We start from the raw sequence: 18,131 nt of genomic DNA, 5'->3' as shown, positions 1-18,131 counted from the left end.
ATGATCGAGAAGCTTTTCACCAGGATCGCCACCTACGTTGCCCATCTTGCCGGTTTGCCGACGACATTCGCCGTCTGTTTTCTGGTCATCGTTGTCTGGGCGATAAGCGGGCCGTTGTTCGGCTTTTCGGATACGTGGCAACTCGTCATCAATACCGGCACGACGATCGTCACCTTCCTGATGGTGTTCCTCATCCAAAACACCCAGAACCGCGATGGCACGGCGATTCAGACGAAACTCGATGAGTTGATCCGGGTCGGCAAAGCCCACAATACTTTTATCGGCATCGAGCACCTGACAGAATCCGAGGTCGAGGAGATCCGCAAAAAATGTGAACAGGCGGCGAAACGGCATGACCAGAAGATCGCCGATGCGGCGGTCAAGAAAGCCGCTGCGCAAAAGCACGGCTCGAAGAACCATGCGGCGTGAGCGTCAGCCTTCCATGAACGCCGCGAAAGCCTCCTTGTAATCCGGGTGCCAGCGCGACAGAGCAGGGCGGTTTTCGATAATGTCGCCGATCGCCCAGGCCATGCGCTTTTTGTCCATAGGCCGTGTCGCCTCGTTGTCGGGGCACAGGATGTAGAAGTCGTCACGCACCAGCGAGGCCAGCATGAAGTCGATCACCTGCTCGCCTGTCCAGGCGCCGGCGGGCTTTTCGGTCGCACCCTCGGTCAGGCCGGTAAAAGTGAACCCCGGGATGAGCAGATGCGCGGCGATGTTGGCACCGGGCTCGTTGCGCAACGCATGTGCCAGGCCTTCGGTGAACGTCTTCACGCCTGATTTGGAGACGTTGTAGGCAAGGTTGCCGGGCGGCGTGGTGATGCCTTGCTTGGAGCCGGTGTTGACGATCAGGCCCGGCCTGGCGGCCGCCAGCATACGCGGCGCGAAGGCCTCGACGCCATGGACGACGCCCCAGAAATTGATGTCCAGCAGCCGTTTCCAGGCGTCGCGGTTCTCCCAGGGTTTGCCGGGATTGTTGCCGACGCCGGCATTGTTCATCAACAGCGACACGCCGCCGAACGCACCGAACGCCTTTTCGGCCAGCCGGTCGAGTTCGTCGGCTTTCGAGACATCGGTGGCGACCGCGAGTACCGCGCTGTCGCCGGCAATCGTTGCAACGGCGCCGGCAGCCTCATCGAGCCGCGCGCCGCCGATATCGGCCAGCACGATTTTCAGGCCCATTGCCGCCAGCCGCTTGGCCGCGGCAAGGCCGATGCCGCTGGCGCCGCCGGTGACGACGGCAACGTTGCCGGAGGCAAGGGCAGGCAAAGCGCGCTGAATTTCGGCATCGGTGGTCATGGCTATAGCGTCCTCGTTCAAGCTGCGCCGAACTTAGCGCGGCGAGGGGCTCGCGCAAGCCCGCTTTGGCATCCTTGGGTTGACCACATCGGCACGCGCTGCGCATGCTGTCCGGGTAAGAAGGAGATTACCGATTGACCGACTGGATCGAGATCCTGAAAGAACAGACCGCCACCGGCGACCAGATGAGCCGCGAGGTGCCGCAAATGCTTGCCAATCCCGACATCAGCGAAGCGCAAGTGAAGACGCTGTTTTCGGCGCTCGAAAAACAGGCGGAATTCGTCGAGAAGCTGCGCATGGCGCTGGAAAAATTCGGCCATGATTTTTCGGTGATCAAGGCGGCCGAGCGGCTTGAGGAGCGCTATGCCGACCTTGCGGCCTCGGTGGCGGAAAAGCTGAAAGCAATGCGGGAATAGGCAGACCTATTTTTCGACCAGCCTCTCGAACCGCTTGTCCGGCACGAACCAGATCATGGCAACCAGCACATAGAGCGCGACGCTAATCCATTGATTGACGAAGGTCAGCGGAATGGCGGCGATATAGAGGACCAACGAGATCTTTTCCTTGCGGTCGGTGCCTACCGCTCTGGCGAAGGCAGTGTCGTTGCCATGCAGCCGGTGCAGCATGACGACTAGAATGAAGTAGGCGGCCGCGCAAAGCGCCAGGACAACACCGTAAACGGCGACAGGCACCGGCGCGAAATGGTTTTCGCCCATGAAGGCGGTGGTGACGGGCATCAGCGACAGCCAGAACAGCAGATGCAAATTCGCCCACAGCACGCGGCCATCCACCCGCTGCACGGTGTGGAACATGTGGTGCAAATTGTTCCAGTAGATGCCGACATAGATGAAGGACAGCACGTAGCTGAAAAACGTGGGCCATAGAGGTGCCAGCACGGAAAACTCCGCGCCATGCGGCACCTTCAACTCGAGCACCATGATGGTGATGATGATGGCGATGACGCCATCGGTAAATGCCTCGACTCGTCCCTTGCCCATGGATTTCCTCCACTGCGCCTGGCTCATCCTAGGCGATCGAAGTGGCTGGAGGGAAGGCCTGGGCGCTGTCGTTCAGCCGTTCGGCGTCTCGGGCGAAAGATGCGCGCGCTGGTGCGGCACGCCGAGGCCGGTGTCCGGCGGCTCGCCGGCGGCCGGCCTGTCTTCGATCATGTGCAGGGTGCGCCAGCGGCCGAAGCGGTAATAGGCGGCTGCCAGCGCGAGCGACGTGATTGAGCCGAACGGAAAGCTCCACCACGGCGCTTCCTCGCCTATCACGCAAGGGTTTGCACAGTCGAAAAGGGATAGGCTATGCTCCCTAGGCAAGTGTCACCACTGGATAGCAAGCAGGTCCTCTGAAAGCGGAGATGGTCGTTTGGCTTCGATCTCATCGATCGCCGTTGCTAGCCTTTCGACTGTCTCCATAAAACACCGGGCCAACCGATCTAGGTAGTCTACAGTCACGCTATCCAAGATCTTGCCGTCAACGTCGCGACCATTTCGATGCACGCAGTGGTGACGACTTTGGACGGATTGCAGAATCAGGTCTCGTTTAACTTTGTCGCCTGGCAGAAGACGGTGGCCAATGGCTGCACGCAGCATGCCATTCAGGAACTCGAACCGGTGGAACTGGGTCTTTTTCCGCAGCTGGGCGACAACCATGTCGCGCACTAAATTCGGCTGTGACGCCACCGTCGTTAGAGATACTTGCTCTACTTTCAGATCGGGGTGCCACTCCACAATGGCTTTGGCGACAGCACGATCTTCGAATGCAAGCTTGATCACGGCATCTGACAGGTAGGCTTCGATAATCGAGAACAGTTGGACAAGCAGCATTCTGTTGATGCCGGCTGCCCCCGACCTCTTGTCGCCAACTAGGTGTAGTAGACTTGTCCAATCGCTAATTGCTTGGTTGAATATGGCACGAGGATGAGGCTCCGGCTCCATTTCCTCGAGCCAGTCGTCATACGAATAGTCCAACTGTTCGAATTCGGCCTTCGTCTTGGGGTCGTCGGTGAGATGAGCTTCCCATCCAGTTAAATGAGCCGTAATCGTGACCGGAAACACGTTTCCGCAAGTCTCACATTCTATCTCGATGTCTCCAGTTGCTATCGCATCGGACGCAGACTCTGCGGTCAGATCCGGGGCGGGCACTTCCGTAAGCCAAGCATCCGCGGGTACCCCGCAACTGGGGCAATGCGCCACGACGTGGAATTCACCTTCGACCATGAGTCTCCCCCCATGAGTGAGATCGGACATAACCCCCAGAGGTCTTGGTTTGTCCGTCGGCAGTAGGACTACAACTTCTGCGACATGCGCATATAGGGCGCGGCGATCTTCGGAAACTCACCGTAGAACGCAGTCACGATTTTGAAGTTTTGGTCGATCACCTGGGACCCCGCGCTTCGGAACAAATAGGCGAAGCTCTCACACCCCGGTGACAAACCCGTCCAGCACGCGTTTCTGGCCGGCCTTGTCGAAATCGATGGTCAGCTTGTTGCCGTCGATGGCAGCAATGTTGCCGTTGCCGAATTTCTGGTGAAAGACTCGGTCGCCGACACTGAAGGGAGATGGCGTGTCGGCAACGGATTTGGCGACCAGTTCGCCGTCGATGGTGCGGCCTTTGATCGAGGTGCGACCGGCGCCATAGCCACTGTCGGTCTCGCCATAGCCGATGCGCTCGACCTGGTGGCCGGAGCGCGAGCCCCAGTTGCGGTCGGTCGCTTCGGTGCGGTTCTGTTGCGCGCGCTGCCAGCCCGGCGTCGCATAGGTGCTGGAGAAGGCACCTGATTTCTCGGTGCCGCCTGTATTGCCGCCAACATTGTCGAAGCGCGAAGCGCCGTAAGGATTCTGCCTTCCTGCGCCTTGGCCGCCCCGTCCGGAGGCGAAAGACCCGCCGCCATAGGCATTGCCGTAGCCGCCGTAGCTGTTGCCGCTTTCGGCGACCTCGACATGGGCTTCCGGCAATTCATCGAGGAAGCGCGACGGGATGGTCGATTGCCACAGGCCGTGGATGCGGCGGTTGGAGACGAACCACAAATGCAGGTTCTTCTTGGCGCGGGTCAGGCCGACATAGGCCAGCCGCCGTTCTTCCTCCAGCCCGGAGCGGCCACCCTCGTCGAGCGCGCGCTGGTGTGGAAAAAGACCTTCCTCCCAACCAGGGAGAAAAACCGTCTCGAATTCCAGGCCCTTGGCCGAATGCAGCGTCATGATGTTGACGGCGTCGAGCTCGGCGTTCTGCTCGGCGTCCATCACCAACGCGACATGTTCGAGGAACGAGCGCAGCGATTCGTACTCCTCCATGGAGCGGATCAGTTCTTTGAGGTTTTCCAGCCGGCCGGGAGCTTCCGCCGAGCGGTCGTTCTTCCACATGTCGGTGTAGCCGCTCTCTTCCAGGATGGTCTCGGCGAGCTCGGTGTGCGGCGTGGTCTCCAGCGCTTTCTGCCAGCGCTCGAAATTGGCGGCGACTTCGCGCAATGCTGCGCGCGGCTTTGGCTTCAGTTCGTCGCTCTCGGCGAGTTTTTCCGCAGCCTCCAGCATCGGGATGCGAAGCGCCCTGGCGGTGTCGTGGATCTGGCGGATGGTGGCTTCGCCCAGCCCGCGCTTCGGCACGTTGACGATGCGCTCGAAGGCGAGGTCGTCTGCGCCTTGCGCGACGACGCGGAAGAAGGCCAGCGCATCGCGGATTTCGAGGCGCTCGTAGAAGCGCGGGCCGCCGATGACGCGATAGTTGAGGCCAAGCGTGACGAAACGATCCTCGAATTCGCGCATCTGAAAGGACGCGCGGACAAGAATGGCCATGTCGTTGAGATTGTGCTTCTGCCGCTGGTAGGCCTCGATGGTTTCGCCAACGGCGCGGGCCTCCTCCTCGGAATCCCAGGCGGCATGGACATGGACCTTCTCGTCGTCCTCGGCGACCTTTTCGGTGAACAGCGTCTTGCCGAAGCGGCCTTCATTGTGGGCGATGAGGTGGGAGGCGGTGCCGAGGATGTGCGCGGTGGAGCGGTAGTTGCGCTCCAGCCGGATGATCGCGGCGCCGGGGAAATCCTTGTCGAAGCGCAGGATGTTGTCGACCTCGGCCCCGCGCCAGCCATAGATCGACTGGTCGTCGTCGCCGACGCAGCAAATGTTTACGGTGGCTGGGCGCGGGTTTCCCTCCCCCTTGAGGGGAGGGTGGCCGGGCAAAGCCCGGCCGGGTGGGGTCCGTGCGGCAGTGCTCGACGCTCTGGCGGTGCCTTCTGAGGCGACCCCCTCCGCCCGCTTCGCGGGCACCTCCCCCTCAAGGGGGGAGGATTGCGGCCGCTGGGCCAGCAGGCGCAGCCACATGTATTGGGCGGTGTTGGTGTCCTGATACTCGTCGACGAGAATGTATTTGAAGCGCTTGTGGTACTCCTTCAGCACGTCCGGATTGTCGCGGAAGATGCGGATCGGGTGGCACAGGAGGTCGCCGAAGTCGCAGGCATTCAGCGTCTTCAGCCGCTCCTGATAGGCCTTGTAGAGCTCGCGGCCCTTGCCGTTGGCGAAGGCGCGGGCGTCGCCCTCGGCAATGTCGGCGGGGCCAAGCCCCTTGTTCTTCCAGCCGTCGATCATCTGGGCGAACTGCTTGGCCGGCCAGCGCTTGTCGTCCAGCCCTTCGGCCTGGATGAGCTGCTTGATCAAGCGAACGACGTCGTCGGTGTCGAGAATGGTGAAGTCGGATTTGAGCCCGGCAAGCTCGGCGTGGCGGCGCAGCAGCTTCACTCCAATCGAGTGGAAGGTGCCGAGCCACGGCATGCCTTCGACATTGCCGTCGCCGATCAGCAGGCCAATGCGCTGCTTCATTTCGCGCGCGGCCTTGTTGGTGAAGGTGACGGCGAGGATCTGCGACGGGAAGGCTCTCTTCGTGGCGAGGATGTGAGCGATGCGGGTGGTCAAGACACGCGTCTTGCCGGTGCCGGCGCCGGCCAGCACCAGAACCGGACCCTCGGTGGTTTCCACCGCCAGCCGCTGTTCGGGGTTGAGCCCGTTCAGATAGTCGGGCGCATTGGTGTGGCCGCTGCGGGCAGCCATGGCGCGCGCGGCAATGCCGGACGGGGCCGTGGGCCGCGCATTCGGTTCGTCAAAAAAGGGCATGTCTTCCGAAAAGCCGGACATTGTCCCCGAATGTAGTGATTCGGCAGCGAAAGGCCAGAAGTGTCTCCGTTTTGTTCTCAATCCAGGCGGGGGAGTTACAAATCCGGTAGAACACCACCTATAGCGCCGGCCTGCTTGACAGCCATGGCGGGCCGGAGAAAGTTGTGCTCGGGGCAGGAACGCAATGCCGGGTTGCCCATTGACGCGTGCGAAGCGCGCACCAGTCGAAGGAGCATCGTTTTGGCTGTCGTCATCACCTCCCTCATCCTTTTCCTCATCGGCCTGGTACTCGGCGGCGGCGGCATCTGGTTAGCTTCGCTAGGCGGCAGTTGGTATTACATCATTGCCGGCATAGCCTTCCTCGTCGCTGCCTGGCTGCTCTACAGGCGCAAATCCATGGCGCTGTGGCTGTACGCGGCGATCGTCATCGGCACGCTTTGCTGGGCGGTCTGGGAAACCGGCTTCGACTGGTGGGAGCTCGGTCCGCGCGGCGGCATTATCGTGCTTATCGCGTTGTGGCTGCTGACACCGTGGGCGCGGCGCGGGCTCACCGGTCCCGATGGACGCGCGCCGCTGATCCTCGCCGTGCTGGCGTCGATCGGCGTCGCCGGCTATTCGATGACGACCGATCCAAAGGATATTGCCGGCGAACTCAACACCGACAAGGTGACGCCGACCGCCGATCTCGGCGGCAACGTGCCAGCCGGCGAATGGCACTATTACGGTCGCACGACGTACGGCCAGCGCTATTCGCCGCTCGACCAGATCACCCCCGAAAACGTTGCCAATTTGCAGCCGGCCTGGACTACCTATCGCACCGGCGATGTGAAAGGGCCCGACGACGTCAGTGAGACGACCTATCAGGTGACGCCGCTGAAGGTTGCCGACACGCTCTACATTTGCACGCCGCACAATTTCGCCATTGCCATAGATGCCGCCAGCGGCAAGGAGAAATGGCGCTTCGATCCCAAGGTCAAGTTGGACAAGGACCGCCAACACCAGACCTGCCGCGGCGTGTCCTATTATGTCGATGCCAAAATCGCCGCCGGCCAGCCTTGTGCGGCACGCATCTATCTGCCGACATCCGACGCTCGGCTGATCGCGCTCGACGCCGCGAATGGCCAGGTCTGTCCCACATTTGCCGAAGGCGGCACGCTGAACCTGCTTGCCAACATGCCATATCCGAAGCCGGGCTATTATTATTCGACCTCGGCGCCGCTGATCGTCGCCAACAAGATCATCGTCGGCGGCGCGGTCAACGACAATTATTCAACGCAGGAGCCGTCCGGCGTCATCCGTGCCTTCGACGTCGAAACCGGCGCCCTGATTTGGAACTGGGATTCCGGCAATCCGGACCAGACGACGCCACTGGCGCCGGGTCAGACCTATAGCCACAACTCGCCCAACATGTGGTCGACAGCGAGTGCCGACGAGAAGCTCGGCTTGCTCTATGTGCCGCTCGGCAATCAGACGCCGGACCAGCTTGGTATGGGGCGCAGCGCCAATGTCGAGAAATTCTCCTCCTCGATCCCCGCGCTCGATCTCAACACCGGCCAATTGCGCTGGGTGCGGCAGACCGTGCATCATGATCTGTGGGACATGGACGTACCTGCGCAGCCGACGCTGGTCGACATCACCACGGCTGGCGGCGTGGTGCCGGGGCTGGTCGGGCCGACCAAGCAGGGCGACCTCTATGTGCTCGACCGGCGCAGCGGCGAGCCGATTGTTCCTGTCGGGGAAGTGCCGGCGCCGGGCGGCGATCGAGGGCGACCACACCTCGCCGACGCAGCCGGTTTCGGACCTGAGCTTCAATCCGAAGCCGCTGACCGGCGCCGACATGTGGGGCATCACCATGTTCGACCAGCTGGCCTGCCGGATCGAATTACTGAAACTGCGCTACGAGGGCCGCTATACGCCGCCGTCGCTGCAAGGCTCGCTGATCTATCCCGGCAATTTCGGCACATTCAACTGGGGCGGCGTCGCGGTCGATCCGGTCCGGCAGGTGATGTTCGGCATGCCGACATACCTGGCGTTCATCTCCAGGCTGGTCCCGCGCGCGGACGTGCCGCCGCCGGGCGATACCAAGGGCAGCGAACAGGGCCTAAATCGCAATGACGGTGCGCCTTACGCAGTGATATTGAAGCCGTTTCTGTCGCCGCGCGGCATTCCCTGCCAAGCGCCGCCCTGGGGCTATGTCGCGGGCGTCGATCTCAGGACCGGCAAGATCGTCTACAAACACCGCAACGGCACCGTCTACGATATGACGCCGCTGCCACTGCCGTTCAAGGTCGGCGTGCCGGGCATTGGCGGGCCGATGATCACCGCCGGCGGCGTCGCCTTCCTTGGTGCCGCGGTCGACGACTTTTTCCGCGCTTATGATCTGACGACCGGCAGGCAGCTCTGGCAGACCCGGCTGCCGGCCGGCGGGCAGTCGACGCCGATGACCTACACGGTCGCCGACGGTCGTCAGTTCGTGGTCATCGTCGCCGGCGGCCATGGCTCGGTCGGTACCAAGCCGGGGGATTACGTGATGGCCTATACGCTGCCGAAATAAGGCGTTCAGTCGTTGGTTTTCGAGCGGCTGCCGGCAGGCAGGCGCCGGTTGCTGCGGACCTTGACCGTCGATCGCCTGGCCGCCAAGGCGGCGGACCGCAGCGCCAGCAGCGCAGCGCCGGCAAGCACGAATGCGCTTACGAGGATCGGAGTCGGGAAGGTCATGGGCGTTGTTCCTTCTTGTCAGAGCCAGCCACAGGGTAGGCAGGATCACTACCGGCGGCTTTCGTTCATACTGCGGCAGCACCGCCAAGATTGTCGCAGATGACCAAAATTTGATGAAGATGCGGCGCTTTCGCGTCATGGCCTTTCGGGCCGAGACCAGCAGACAGGCCTTGGCGACGACGCCGAGGACGGCCCACGGCTGTCGCCTTGAATTATCCTAGCTAAGGAAATCGCTCCGACGGTCCATAGCCAATGCAGGCCGACCGGCGTTGTGGAGTGCATGCTAGGCCCTCACTGATCCGTGACTGGACCATGCGGGCTTCCACCCTATGTTGCGCGGCGGAAGTACTTCCCGAAGCCGAGGAGAGCGCCATGACGAAACCTAGACCTGCCAGCCCAGCCGTCACGACACCCGCCATTACCCAGGCGATGATCGACGCCTATGACGAATACACGCATCTGACGCTCGACCGGCGGCGCTTCATGGAACAGTTGACCAGGCTTGCCGGATCAGGTGCGGCGGCGGCCGCAATCGCGCCGCTGCTGGCTGCGAATTCGGCCCGGGCAGCGATCATTGCCGAGGACGATTCACGCGTGACGGGCGAGGACATCAGCTATCCCGGCAGCGGTGGCGAGATGAAGGGCTATCTGGTCAAGCCGGCCGGCCAGTCCGGCAAGCTCGGCACCGTCATCGTCGTGCATGAGAACAGGGGGCTCAACCCGCATATACGCGATGTGGCGCGGCGCGTGGCGCTGGAAGGCTTCGTGGCGCTTGCCCCGGACTTCCTGTCGCCGCTCGGCGGCACGCCGGCCGACGAAGACAAGGCGCGTGAGCAGTTTTCCAAGCTCGATCCGGCGCAGACCATCGCCAATGCGGTCGCAACGGTCGCTTTCCTCAAGGGATACGCGGATGGCAACGGCAAGGTCGGCGCGGTCGGCTTCTGCTGGGGCGGCGGCACGGTGAACACATTGGCTGCCAACGCGCCGGATCTGGCCGCCGCTGTCGCCTATTACGGCATGCAGCCGAAGGCCGAGGATGTGCCGAAGATCAAGGCGGCGTTGCTGCTGCATTATGCCGGGCTCGACACCCGCATCAATGCCGGCATCGACGCCTTCAGGAAGGAACTCGATGCAGCCGAGGTCGAGTACACGATCTATGTCTATGAAGGTGCCAATCATGCCTTCAATAATGACACGTCCGCGGCCCGCTACGACAAGAACGCGGCGGACCTCGCCTGGGGCCGGACGAGCGCCTTCCTCAGGGAGAAGCTGGCATAGAGCGGCGGACTCTCAGGTCGAACCGTGCCGCCGCTCCATGTTTTGGTTTGAGCATCGGATTTTCCAAAACCGGCTGCCACTTTTGGGTCCGATGCTCTAGCCACGCGCCGGTTTGTGGAAAGCGACACCGGCCACCACCAGCGCGATGCCGAGGCAATCGGTAGGGCTGGGTATCTGGCGGAGCACAATGACGCCGATCAGCGTGGCGGTGACCGGCAGCAACGACAGCATCAACGCGAAGCTCGATCGCGGCAGCCGCGACATGGCAAGCTGGTCGCAAATATAAGGGATGACCGAGGAGCAGATGCCGACGCCGATGGCGGCGATGAGCAGTGGCGGCGCCGAGAAGGCCGGCAGCGCATTGGTGAAGCCGATCGGCAGCACGACGAGGCAGGCGACCGCCATGGCGGCACCCAGGCCGGCGATGCCGTCGCCAGCGCCGGCGCGGGCAACGCGATGGCCAAGCACGATATAGCCGACGAACAGCGCGCCGTTCAGGAAGGCCCAGAACAGGCCGATCGGGTCGCTTGACCATTTGACATCGATCAGCAGCAAGGTGCCGATGACGGCAACGGCAAGGGCTGCGAGATTGCGCGGGCTTCTGACGCCTACCAGCGCGACGCCGATGGTGCCGACGAATTCGATCGCCGCGACCAGCGAGATCGGCAAACGATCGAGCGCCAGGTAGAAGGAGCAATTCATCACGCCGAGGCAAGCGCCAAAAGCGAGAAGCAGCAGTCGGGTCGGCCGGTCGGCGCGGGCGAAGACCGTCCAGGGCCGGGTCAGCGGCGCGAAGACAAGGGTGGCCGTGACGATCCGCAGCCAGGCCATGCCGAGCACGCCGACATGCGGGAAAAGCAGCACGGCGAAAGCCGGCCCGAGATAATGGAACACGGTGCTGACGCCGAACCAGACATGCGGCGGCAACGAGGTCGCCAGCTTGCCAAAGACAGGGCCGGCGAGGGCAGGGCTTGCAGCAGGGGCTTGCGCTTGATCATCCATAGGATCATTATCGCAGGCAATCTTTCCGGTTTACATGGATAGTGACTTGCCAAACTGATAATTAATGTTCCGAAACAAAGGGGTTTTCGTTGAAACGCCTTCGAAGCGAAAATGCTGCTCTGGATGCGGCGGATCTGAAAATCCTGCGCCTGCTGGAAAAGGATGCGCGCACCAGCACCGCTGAACTGGCGCGCTCGGTCGGGCTGTCGGCGCCGAGCGTGGCCGAGCGCATCCGGCGGCTGCAGGAGAGCGGCGTGATCGAGGCCTATACGGTGCGGATCAATCCGGCCGCGCTCGGCATGAAGCTGTCGGCATGGCTGCGGATCAGGCCAGTGCCGGGACAACTGGCTGTAGTGGCCGAGATCATCCGCGATTTGCCGGAGATCGCCCAATGCGACCGGGTGACCGGCGAGGACTGTTTCATCGCGCTGGCGCATGTCGGCTCGGTGGCCGAACTCGAACGGGTGATCGACCGCATCATTCCGTTTGCGATGACCAACACCGCGATCATCCAGTCGTCACCGGTGGTGGCGCGTTCGCCGCTGGCGGCGGTGAAGCACCAGCCCTGATGTTTAAGGAATTAAGCGCTGCCGTCAGGCGTGGCCGCGCTTCATCCGCGCCTGCTTCAGGATGGCGCGCCAGCGGATCATGGCGAAGGGGATCGGCTCGTTGTTGTTGGCGATGGTAAAAATTTCATTGTTGAGGTTCTTCAGCGATCGCCAGAAATCATAGTCGGTGATGCGTGGGTCGGCGGCCAGCTTGTCCGCCTCGACCTTGATGTCGGTTTTCATGCACGTTCCCCGAACCGCTTCAGCCCCGCCGCCCGTGCGGACGGTTTTCGAACGCCGCGCTGAGTCGTTCAACGCCTCAATTCGGCTTGTTCACGTTAAAACCTTGGTAAGGTTAACTACGGTCTGACTGCGGTTCAAGCGTCTTGCGACGAATACCGATCGAACGGCCGGCGCGCTCAGGCATCGGCAGCGCCGCATGGGCGGCGCGCATCACTTCCACCTTGGCCAGGACATCGGCGGGGAAGGGCGCCACCTTCGGTCCGGACATGTCGACATGCAGCGATAATGATTCGGAAGTGGCAGCGAGCCAACCGTCGACATGGCGGATTTCCTGGTAGGCTCTCAGCCGCTTGTCGTCGTGGTCGAGGAGTTGGAAGGAGACATTGACCTTGTGGTCGAGATGCAGCTCCCTGATATAGCAGACATGGACTTCCGCCGTGTAGATGGTAAGCCGCCGCCGCTTCACATAATCCAGCCCCATCCCCATCATTTCGAACGCTTCGTCGGAGCAGCGGTCGAACAGCACGTTGTAATAGGCCATGTTGAGATGGCCGTTGTAGTCGATCCAGTCCTTCTCGATGTCCATGGCACGAGAGACGAAGGGGGCAGGGGTGGACATCGAAAACTTCCTTCTGGCTGGACAGGACGTGGTTGGTGAGACTACCCATCCATAAGTCCATAACAAGGGTGGACACTGGTCCATTCGCGGAGGAATAGATGGCTCTGAGCGACCTCAATCCGGTCGAGCGCAACGAAGAAGGCATCGCCGCTGTGCTTGGCATCCTCAAGCAGCGGCTCGGCGAGCGGTTCCAGACCGGCGAGGCGATCCGCGCCCAGCACGCGCATACCACCACCTACATTCCGACCCAGGCGCCGGATGGCGTGGCGTTTCCGGAGACGACGGCGGAGGTGCAGGAGATCGTGTCGACCTGCGCCGCGCACCGCGTGCCGGTGATCGCCTTCGGCGTCGGCTCCTCGCTGGAAGGCCATACCAACGCGCCGGGCGGCGGCATCTCGCTGGATATGTCGCGGATGAACCGCATCCTCGCGGTCAACCCGCAGGACCTCGACTGCACGGTCGAGCCCGGTGTGACGCGCGAGGATCTCAACCGGCATCTGCGCGACACCGGCCTGTTCTTTCCGATCGATCCGGGCGCAAATGCATCGCTCGGCGGCATGGCGGCAACGCGCGCCTCGGGCACCAATGCAGTGCGTTACGGCACGATGCGCGAGAATGTGTTGTCGCTGATGGCGGTGATGGCTGACGGCGAGACGGTGACGACCGGCAAGCGCGCAAAGAAGAGCTCGGCCGGCTACGATCTGACGCGGCTCCTGATCGGCTCTGAAGGCACGCTCGGCATCATCACCCAACTGACCCTGAAGCTGCAGGGCATTCCGCAGGCGATTTCCGGTGGCGTCTGCCCGTTTCCCAGCGTCGAGGCGGCCTGCAACGCGGTGATCGCGACAATCCAGATGGGCATTCCGGTGGCACGCATCGAACTGGTGAATGCGCTGCAGATGCGGGCGATGAAGAGCTATTCGAAACTCGACTATCCGGAGAGCCCGTGCCTGTTCGTCGAGTTCCATGGCAGCGACGCCGGCGTTGCCGAGCAGGCCGAGACCTTCGGCACGATCGCCGAGGAATATGGCGGCGGCCCGTTCCTGTGGACCAGCGTCGCCGAAGAGCGAACGAAACTGTGGAAGGCCAGGCACGATGCCTACTGGTCGTCGCTGACGCTGCGGCCGGGCGCCAAGGGGCTGTCAACCGACGTCTGTGTGCCGATCTCGCGCTTTGCCGAATGCGTCACGCAAACCGAAGCCGACATCGCCGAGATGGGGCTGATCGCGCCGATCGTCGGCCATGCCGGCGATGGCAATTTCCATGTGCTGGTGCTGATGGACGCGGACGATCCGAAGGAAATCGCCGCGACGGAAGAGTTTGTCGCGCGGCTGAACATGCGGGCGATCGGCATGGATGGAACCTGTACCGGCGAGCACGGCATCGGACAAGGCAAGGTCGGCTTCCTGCGCCATGAACTCGGCCACAGCGTCGACATCATGCGCACGATCAAGCAGGCGCTCGACCCGCTTGATATCATGAACCCTGGGAAGATACTGCCAGCCGACTAGAGCTTTTTGCTCTTAGGGCGATCGATTTGCCTCTTTATCAACACGCTGATGCGGGTAGAGTGCGGCTGATTTTCAATCAACTGCTTGGGAGTTGATGCTCGCACGCCTGTTCGTTTTCTTCGGTGGCTTTTTCGTGCTGGTGCTGTGTGCGGCGCTGGTGGTGCCGTATTTTGTCGACTGGACAAGCTACCGTGCCGATTTCGAACGCGAGGCGAGCGCCATTCTGGGCCGCAAGGTCACCGTTCAGGGCGATGCGACAGCGAAACTGCTGCCGTTTCCCTCGGTGACCTTCTCGAATGTCACCGTTGCCGGCGGCCCCGGTGGCCAGCCGGCAATGACCGTCGAGACCTTTTCGATGGATGCGGAACTGGCGCCCTTCCTGAGCGGCGAGGTGCTGATCTTCGACATGCGGCTGGTGCGGCCGAGGGCGACGATCGACATTGCCGCCGACGGCACGGTCGACTGGGCGATACGCCCGTCCTCGCCCTTCGATCCCAGCCAGATCTCGATCGAAAAGCTGACGGTGACGGAGGGAGAGATCGCGCTGCGCCATGCCGCCGGCGGGCGCAGCCACCTGCTTTCGGAGATCAATTCGACGATCTCTGCCAAATCGCTGGCTGGACCATGGCGGATGGATGGTTCGCTGCGGCTCGACGGCCTGCGCAGCGCGGTCGTCGCCTCAACCGGCAAAGCCGGTGGCGACGGACAGATGCGGCTCAGGCTCAAGGCCAATCCGGACGCCTATCCGCTGATCGTCGAAGCCGATGGCAATGCCGGCATCGTCAACGGCGCCGCCATCTATTCGGGCCAGTTCAAGGTCGCAAGTTCCGACAAGAATGGCGCCGACAAGAGTTCGGCGCGGCTTCAAGGCACCGACGATGAGATGATGAAGGCCAGCGCGGGCAAGCCGGAGCCGGGGTTCAGGCTGAACGGCAAGTTCTCGCTCGACCACCGGAAGCTTGGTGTCGACGAATTCCGCTTCGAGACCGGACGGCTCGACAATCCCTACACCGCCGACGGCAAGGCTGCCGTCGAACTTGGGCCGAGCCCAAGCTTTTCGATCGAGGCCGATGGCGCGCAGGTGCAGTTCGATGAAGCCGTCGGCGCCGCGACCGGACTGACGCTATCCGAGCGCGTCGCGGCGCTGGAGCAGGCGCTGCTCGAACTGCCCAGGCCGACCATACCGGGCACCGTCGAGGTGAAGCTGCCGGCGGTGGTGGCCGGCGACACGACGGTTCGTGACGTGCGCCTTTCCGCCGAGCCGGCCGATGCCGGCTGGTCGGTGAAGTCGCTGGGCGCGACGCTCCCGGGCCGCGCCAGGCTGGAAGCAAACGGTATGATCAGTGTCGAGGATGATTTCGGCTTCACCGGTTCGCTGCTTCTGGCGGTGGGGCAACCTTCCGGCTTTGCCGCCTGGCTGTCGAAAGATGTCGACGAAGCGATCCGCCGGCTGCCGGCCGCCGGCTTCAAGGCCAAGGTCGACCTGACCGGGAAGCGGCAGGCCTTCAGCGACCTCGAACTCGTTCTTGGCAAGGCGAAATTTTCCGGCCGCATCGATTCCAGCCAGCCCGACGACGCCAGGCCGTCGGTGCTGATGCGGCTCGAAGGCGGCGAGCTCGATGTCGACGGCCTCGCCGCCTTCGCCTCGATCTTCATCAGCGACAAGGGCGCCAACCGTTTTTCCGACCGCGACCTCGATTTCCAGATCAAGGCCGGGCCGGTCAGTGCCGGCGGGCTGACCGCCGATACGGTCGATACGGCGCTCAGGCTCCGCGACGGGCTGCTTGAAATCGACCGTCTCTCGGTCGGCGGACTTGCCGGCGCCTCGATCAGCGCCACTGGCCGGATCAAGGATTTCCCAGCGAGCCCGACCGGTAAGCTCGATGCCTCGGTGGTCGCCGTCGATCTCAAGCCGTTGGTCGATGTCGCGGCGAAGCACTATCCGGACAATGCCGTGCTGAAAGGGCTGGCGGGGCGTGTGGCCGCCTATCCCGAGCTGTTCCAGAATGCGCGCATCGATCTGGTGACGAGTGCCGCCGCCAATGGCGACGGCACGACGGGACTGGCGGTCAGCGCGCAAGGCAGGGCAGGCGGCTCGGCGTTTTCAGGATCGCTGTCCGGCAAAGGACTGGCCGATCGGCTTCTCGAGGCGCCGGTGTCCGTGACCTTCAACGCCAGGAATACCGACGCCACCGCGCTTCTGGCGCTTTACGGCCTGCCGGCGCTGCCGCTCGGCATGCTTGGCGAGGCGACGACCGATGTTTCGGCGAAAGGCACGCTTGGCGGCGGCATGGCGACGAGCTTCAACCTCATCGGCAACGACTTCAAAGCCGGTTTCGACGGGACATTCGCCGGCACGCCACAAGGCCCCACAGCCAAGGGCAAGGTCAGTCTGGAGGCTGCCGACATCGAGCCGTGGCTGATGACGACAGGCGTCGGCTTGCCGGGCATGGGGACAGGCATGTCGACGTGGCTTGCGGCCGACGCCGATTTCGGCAACGGCCTTCTGGTGCTGTCCGGCCTCAGCGGCGCCATCAACGAGTTGGCGGTTTCCGGCGACGTCAATGTCGACGTCAAGGACGGGCTGCCGCATCTTGCCGGCGCGCTGGTACTCGATGAGCTGGATCTCGACCCGATGGCGGTGGCGCTGTTTGGTGACCAGGCCTTCCTGGGCGCCGGCAGGGCTTGGCCGACCGCCCCGTTCAGCCAGAAGTCCAGCCTGCCGTTCACCGCCGAACTCGACCTGACCACGGCCTCGCTGGTCGCCGGCCCGCTTGCCACGGCCTATGACGCGGCGCTTTCGCTGAAGCTCGACCAGGAAGGCATCCGCGTTTCGGACCTCAAGGCAAAGTTCGCCGGCGGTGCGCTTTCCGGGCTGTTCGAGCTGAAGAACAATGACGGCACCGGGCTTTTCTCCGGCCAGATGAAACTTGCCGGCGCCGATCTGGCCACCGTGCTGCCACAGGCCGGATTCAGCGGAAGCGGCGATTTCTCGGCGGCGCTTTCGACCAGTGGCAAATCGGTCGATGCGATGGTTGCGGCGCTGTCCGGTTCCGGCACGGCGGCGCTGAAGAGCTTGACCATTGCCGGCGTCAATCCCGACGCCTTTGGCGCCTTCATCGCCAAGGCCGACGCGATCGGGCGCGATATCGATGCGGCCAAGACTGCCGGGTTCGCGCCGCAGATCGCCGCGGACGGCAGTTTTCCGGCTGGGGATACCGACATCGCCTTCACAATTGCCGGCGGCACGCTGAGGGCACCGCCGGTCAACCTGGAAAATCCGGCGGCGAAGCTGTCCGCCGACATCACGGCGGACCTGAACGCCAGCACGGTCGCCGCCAGTGGTTCGATCACTTATCGGCCCGGCGACGAAGCGCTGGTCGGCTCCGATCCGACTGTGAATTTCAGCGTCGACGGGCCGTTCGGCGCCGCGAAGCGGCAATTCGACAGTGAGCCGCTGGCGCAGTTCCTGACCCAGCGCGCGCTGGAAAAGGAACAGCAGCGGGTCGAGGCCATGCAGGCGGCGCTGCTTGAAAAACAGCGGCTGCGGCGCGAGGTGCGTTACTACGCGGCCCTGCAAGCCGAGCGTGAGAGGGCAGCCGAGGAATTGCGCAAGCAGCAGGAGGCGGCGCGGCTGCAAGCCGAGGCAGATGCCAGGGCGAAGGCTGAAGCCGAGGCAAAGGCTCGAGCCGAAGCGGAGGCGAAGGCCAAAGCGGATGCGCAGGCGAGGGATGAAGCCGTGGCCAAAGCCAAGGCCGAGGCGGAGGCAAGGGCGAGGGCTGAAGCGGAGGCCAAAGCCAAGGCC

The 18,131-nt window shown here is 63.0% G+C and carries 15 protein-coding genes and 1 pseudogene; 7 read left to right on the top strand and 9 right to left on the bottom strand.

All coding sequences use genetic code 11. The annotated features are described in order from the left end of the window. The gene (locus BQ8482_RS36605) at positions 1-429 is read left to right on the top strand and encodes a low affinity iron permease family protein (protein WP_165848854.1); all 429 of its coding nucleotides are present in this window, start codon (positions 1-3) and stop codon (positions 427-429) included. 3 nt (positions 430-432) lie between these two features. On the opposite strand, the gene BQ8482_RS36600 is transcribed toward BQ8482_RS36605, so the two are convergent. Beyond that, positions 433-1,299: an SDR family NAD(P)-dependent oxidoreductase gene (locus tag BQ8482_RS36600; protein WP_123152098.1), complete on the bottom strand. Its 867-nt coding sequence runs from the start codon at positions 1,297-1,299 to the stop codon at positions 433-435. Between the two features lie 134 nt (positions 1,300-1,433). On the opposite strand from BQ8482_RS36600, the gene BQ8482_RS36595 reads away from it, so the two are divergent. Beyond that, on the top strand, positions 1,434-1,715 hold the full coding sequence (locus BQ8482_RS36595; RefSeq protein ID WP_095494736.1) for a hypothetical protein: 282 nt from the start codon (positions 1,434-1,436) through the stop codon (positions 1,713-1,715). A gap of 6 nt (positions 1,716-1,721) precedes the next feature. On the opposite strand, the gene BQ8482_RS36590 is transcribed toward BQ8482_RS36595, so the two are convergent. The 4 genes from BQ8482_RS36590 to BQ8482_RS36575 all read right to left on the bottom strand — a co-directional run bounded on the left by BQ8482_RS36590 (position 1,722) and on the right by BQ8482_RS36575 (position 6,428). Continuing rightward, positions 1,722-2,297 carry a TMEM175 family protein gene (locus tag BQ8482_RS36590; protein ID WP_123151937.1) on the bottom strand — a complete coding sequence of 192 codons (576 nt, stop codon included), beginning with the start codon at positions 2,295-2,297 and terminating at the stop codon, positions 1,722-1,724. Between the two features lie 72 nt (positions 2,298-2,369). Beyond that, a complete protein-coding gene (locus tag BQ8482_RS36585) occupies positions 2,370-2,573 on the bottom strand; it encodes a hypothetical protein (RefSeq protein WP_244603129.1) in 204 nt (67 codons plus the stop codon). A 51-nt stretch (positions 2,574-2,624) separates the two neighbouring features. After that, entirely contained in the window at positions 2,625-3,524 is a 900-nt protein-coding gene (locus BQ8482_RS36580; protein ID WP_123151936.1) for a hypothetical protein, read from the bottom strand. A 198-nt stretch (positions 3,525-3,722) separates the two neighbouring features. After that, a complete protein-coding gene (locus BQ8482_RS36575) occupies positions 3,723-6,428 on the bottom strand; it encodes an ATP-dependent helicase (RefSeq protein WP_123151935.1) in 2,706 nt (901 codons plus the stop codon). Between the two features lie 219 nt (positions 6,429-6,647). Between BQ8482_RS36575 and BQ8482_RS36570 the strand changes: the two are divergent. Then, positions 6,648-8,961: pseudogene (locus tag BQ8482_RS36570) on the top strand (glucose/quinate/shikimate family membrane-bound PQQ-dependent dehydrogenase). Positions 8,962-8,966: 5 nt separating this feature from the next. On the opposite strand, the gene BQ8482_RS38565 reads toward BQ8482_RS36570, so the two are convergent. Further along, on the bottom strand, positions 8,967-9,125 hold the full coding sequence (locus BQ8482_RS38565) for a hypothetical protein (protein ID WP_165848853.1): 159 nt from the start codon (positions 9,123-9,125) through the stop codon (positions 8,967-8,969). A gap of 372 nt (positions 9,126-9,497) precedes the next feature. Here BQ8482_RS38565 and BQ8482_RS36565 point away from each other — a divergent pair, with 372 nt between their 5' ends. Beyond that, positions 9,498-10,403 (top strand): dienelactone hydrolase family protein, encoded by a 906-nt coding sequence (locus tag BQ8482_RS36565; protein ID WP_123151934.1) that lies wholly within the window; start codon positions 9,498-9,500, stop codon positions 10,401-10,403. A gap of 96 nt (positions 10,404-10,499) precedes the next feature. Here the strand turns inward: BQ8482_RS36565 and BQ8482_RS36560 are convergent, their stop codons facing one another. Continuing rightward, complete coding sequence (locus BQ8482_RS36560; protein WP_123151933.1) at positions 10,500-11,405, bottom strand: EamA family transporter; 906 nt, start codon at positions 11,403-11,405, stop codon at positions 10,500-10,502. Positions 11,406-11,494: 89 nt separating this feature from the next. Between BQ8482_RS36560 and BQ8482_RS36555 the strand changes: the two genes are divergently transcribed. Continuing rightward, complete coding sequence (locus tag BQ8482_RS36555) at positions 11,495-11,974, top strand: Lrp/AsnC family transcriptional regulator (protein WP_123151932.1); 480 nt, start codon at positions 11,495-11,497, stop codon at positions 11,972-11,974. 24 nt (positions 11,975-11,998) lie between these two features. Here the strand turns inward: BQ8482_RS36555 and BQ8482_RS36550 are convergent, their stop codons facing one another. Then, positions 11,999-12,196, bottom strand: coding sequence for a hypothetical protein (locus BQ8482_RS36550; protein ID WP_123151931.1), 198 nt, complete (start codon positions 12,194-12,196; stop codon positions 11,999-12,001). Between the two features lie 112 nt (positions 12,197-12,308). Then, complete coding sequence (locus BQ8482_RS36545; RefSeq protein ID WP_123151930.1) at positions 12,309-12,815, bottom strand: thioesterase family protein; 507 nt, start codon at positions 12,813-12,815, stop codon at positions 12,309-12,311. A gap of 98 nt (positions 12,816-12,913) precedes the next feature. Here BQ8482_RS36545 and BQ8482_RS36540 point away from each other — a divergent pair, with 98 nt between their 5' ends. Then, positions 12,914-14,326 (top strand): FAD-binding oxidoreductase, encoded by a 1,413-nt coding sequence (locus tag BQ8482_RS36540; RefSeq protein WP_123151929.1) that lies wholly within the window; start codon positions 12,914-12,916, stop codon positions 14,324-14,326. A gap of 94 nt (positions 14,327-14,420) precedes the next feature. After that, positions 14,421-18,131: AsmA family protein (locus BQ8482_RS36535; RefSeq protein ID WP_244603128.1), on the top strand; the 3,711-nt coding region annotated here is incomplete at its 3' end.

Source organism: Mesorhizobium delmotii, assembly GCF_900149755.1.
Lineage (GTDB): Bacteria > Pseudomonadota > Alphaproteobacteria > Rhizobiales > Rhizobiaceae > Mesorhizobium > Mesorhizobium delmotii.
The sequence above is the reverse complement of the archived record's forward strand: the minus strand, read 5'-3'. Positions and strand labels throughout refer to the sequence as shown.

Coding starts and splice junctions, on each gene's coding strand:
- BQ8482_RS36560 (WP_123151933.1), bottom strand. CDS start 11,405: ATGGATGATCAAGCGCAAGCCCCTGCTGCAAGCCCTGCCCTCGCCGGC.
- BQ8482_RS36605 (WP_165848854.1), top strand. CDS start 1: ATGATCGAGAAGCTTTTCACCAGGATCGCCACCTACGTTGCCCATCTT.
- BQ8482_RS36580 (WP_123151936.1), bottom strand. CDS start 3,524: ATGGTCGAAGGTGAATTCCACGTCGTGGCGCATTGCCCCAGTTGCGGG.
- BQ8482_RS36565 (WP_123151934.1), top strand. CDS start 9,498: ATGACGAAACCTAGACCTGCCAGCCCAGCCGTCACGACACCCGCCATT.
- BQ8482_RS36540 (WP_123151929.1), top strand. CDS start 12,914: ATGGCTCTGAGCGACCTCAATCCGGTCGAGCGCAACGAAGAAGGCATC.
- BQ8482_RS38565 (WP_165848853.1), bottom strand. CDS start 9,125: ATGACCTTCCCGACTCCGATCCTCGTAAGCGCATTCGTGCTTGCCGGC.
- BQ8482_RS36600 (WP_123152098.1), bottom strand. CDS start 1,299: ATGACCACCGATGCCGAAATTCAGCGCGCTTTGCCTGCCCTTGCCTCC.
- BQ8482_RS36575 (WP_123151935.1), bottom strand. CDS start 6,428: ATGTCCGGCTTTTCGGAAGACATGCCCTTTTTTGACGAACCGAATGCG.
- BQ8482_RS36550 (WP_123151931.1), bottom strand. CDS start 12,196: ATGAAAACCGACATCAAGGTCGAGGCGGACAAGCTGGCCGCCGACCCA.
- BQ8482_RS36545 (WP_123151930.1), bottom strand. CDS start 12,815: ATGTCCACCCCTGCCCCCTTCGTCTCTCGTGCCATGGACATCGAGAAG.
- BQ8482_RS36590 (WP_123151937.1), bottom strand. CDS start 2,297: ATGGGCAAGGGACGAGTCGAGGCATTTACCGATGGCGTCATCGCCATC.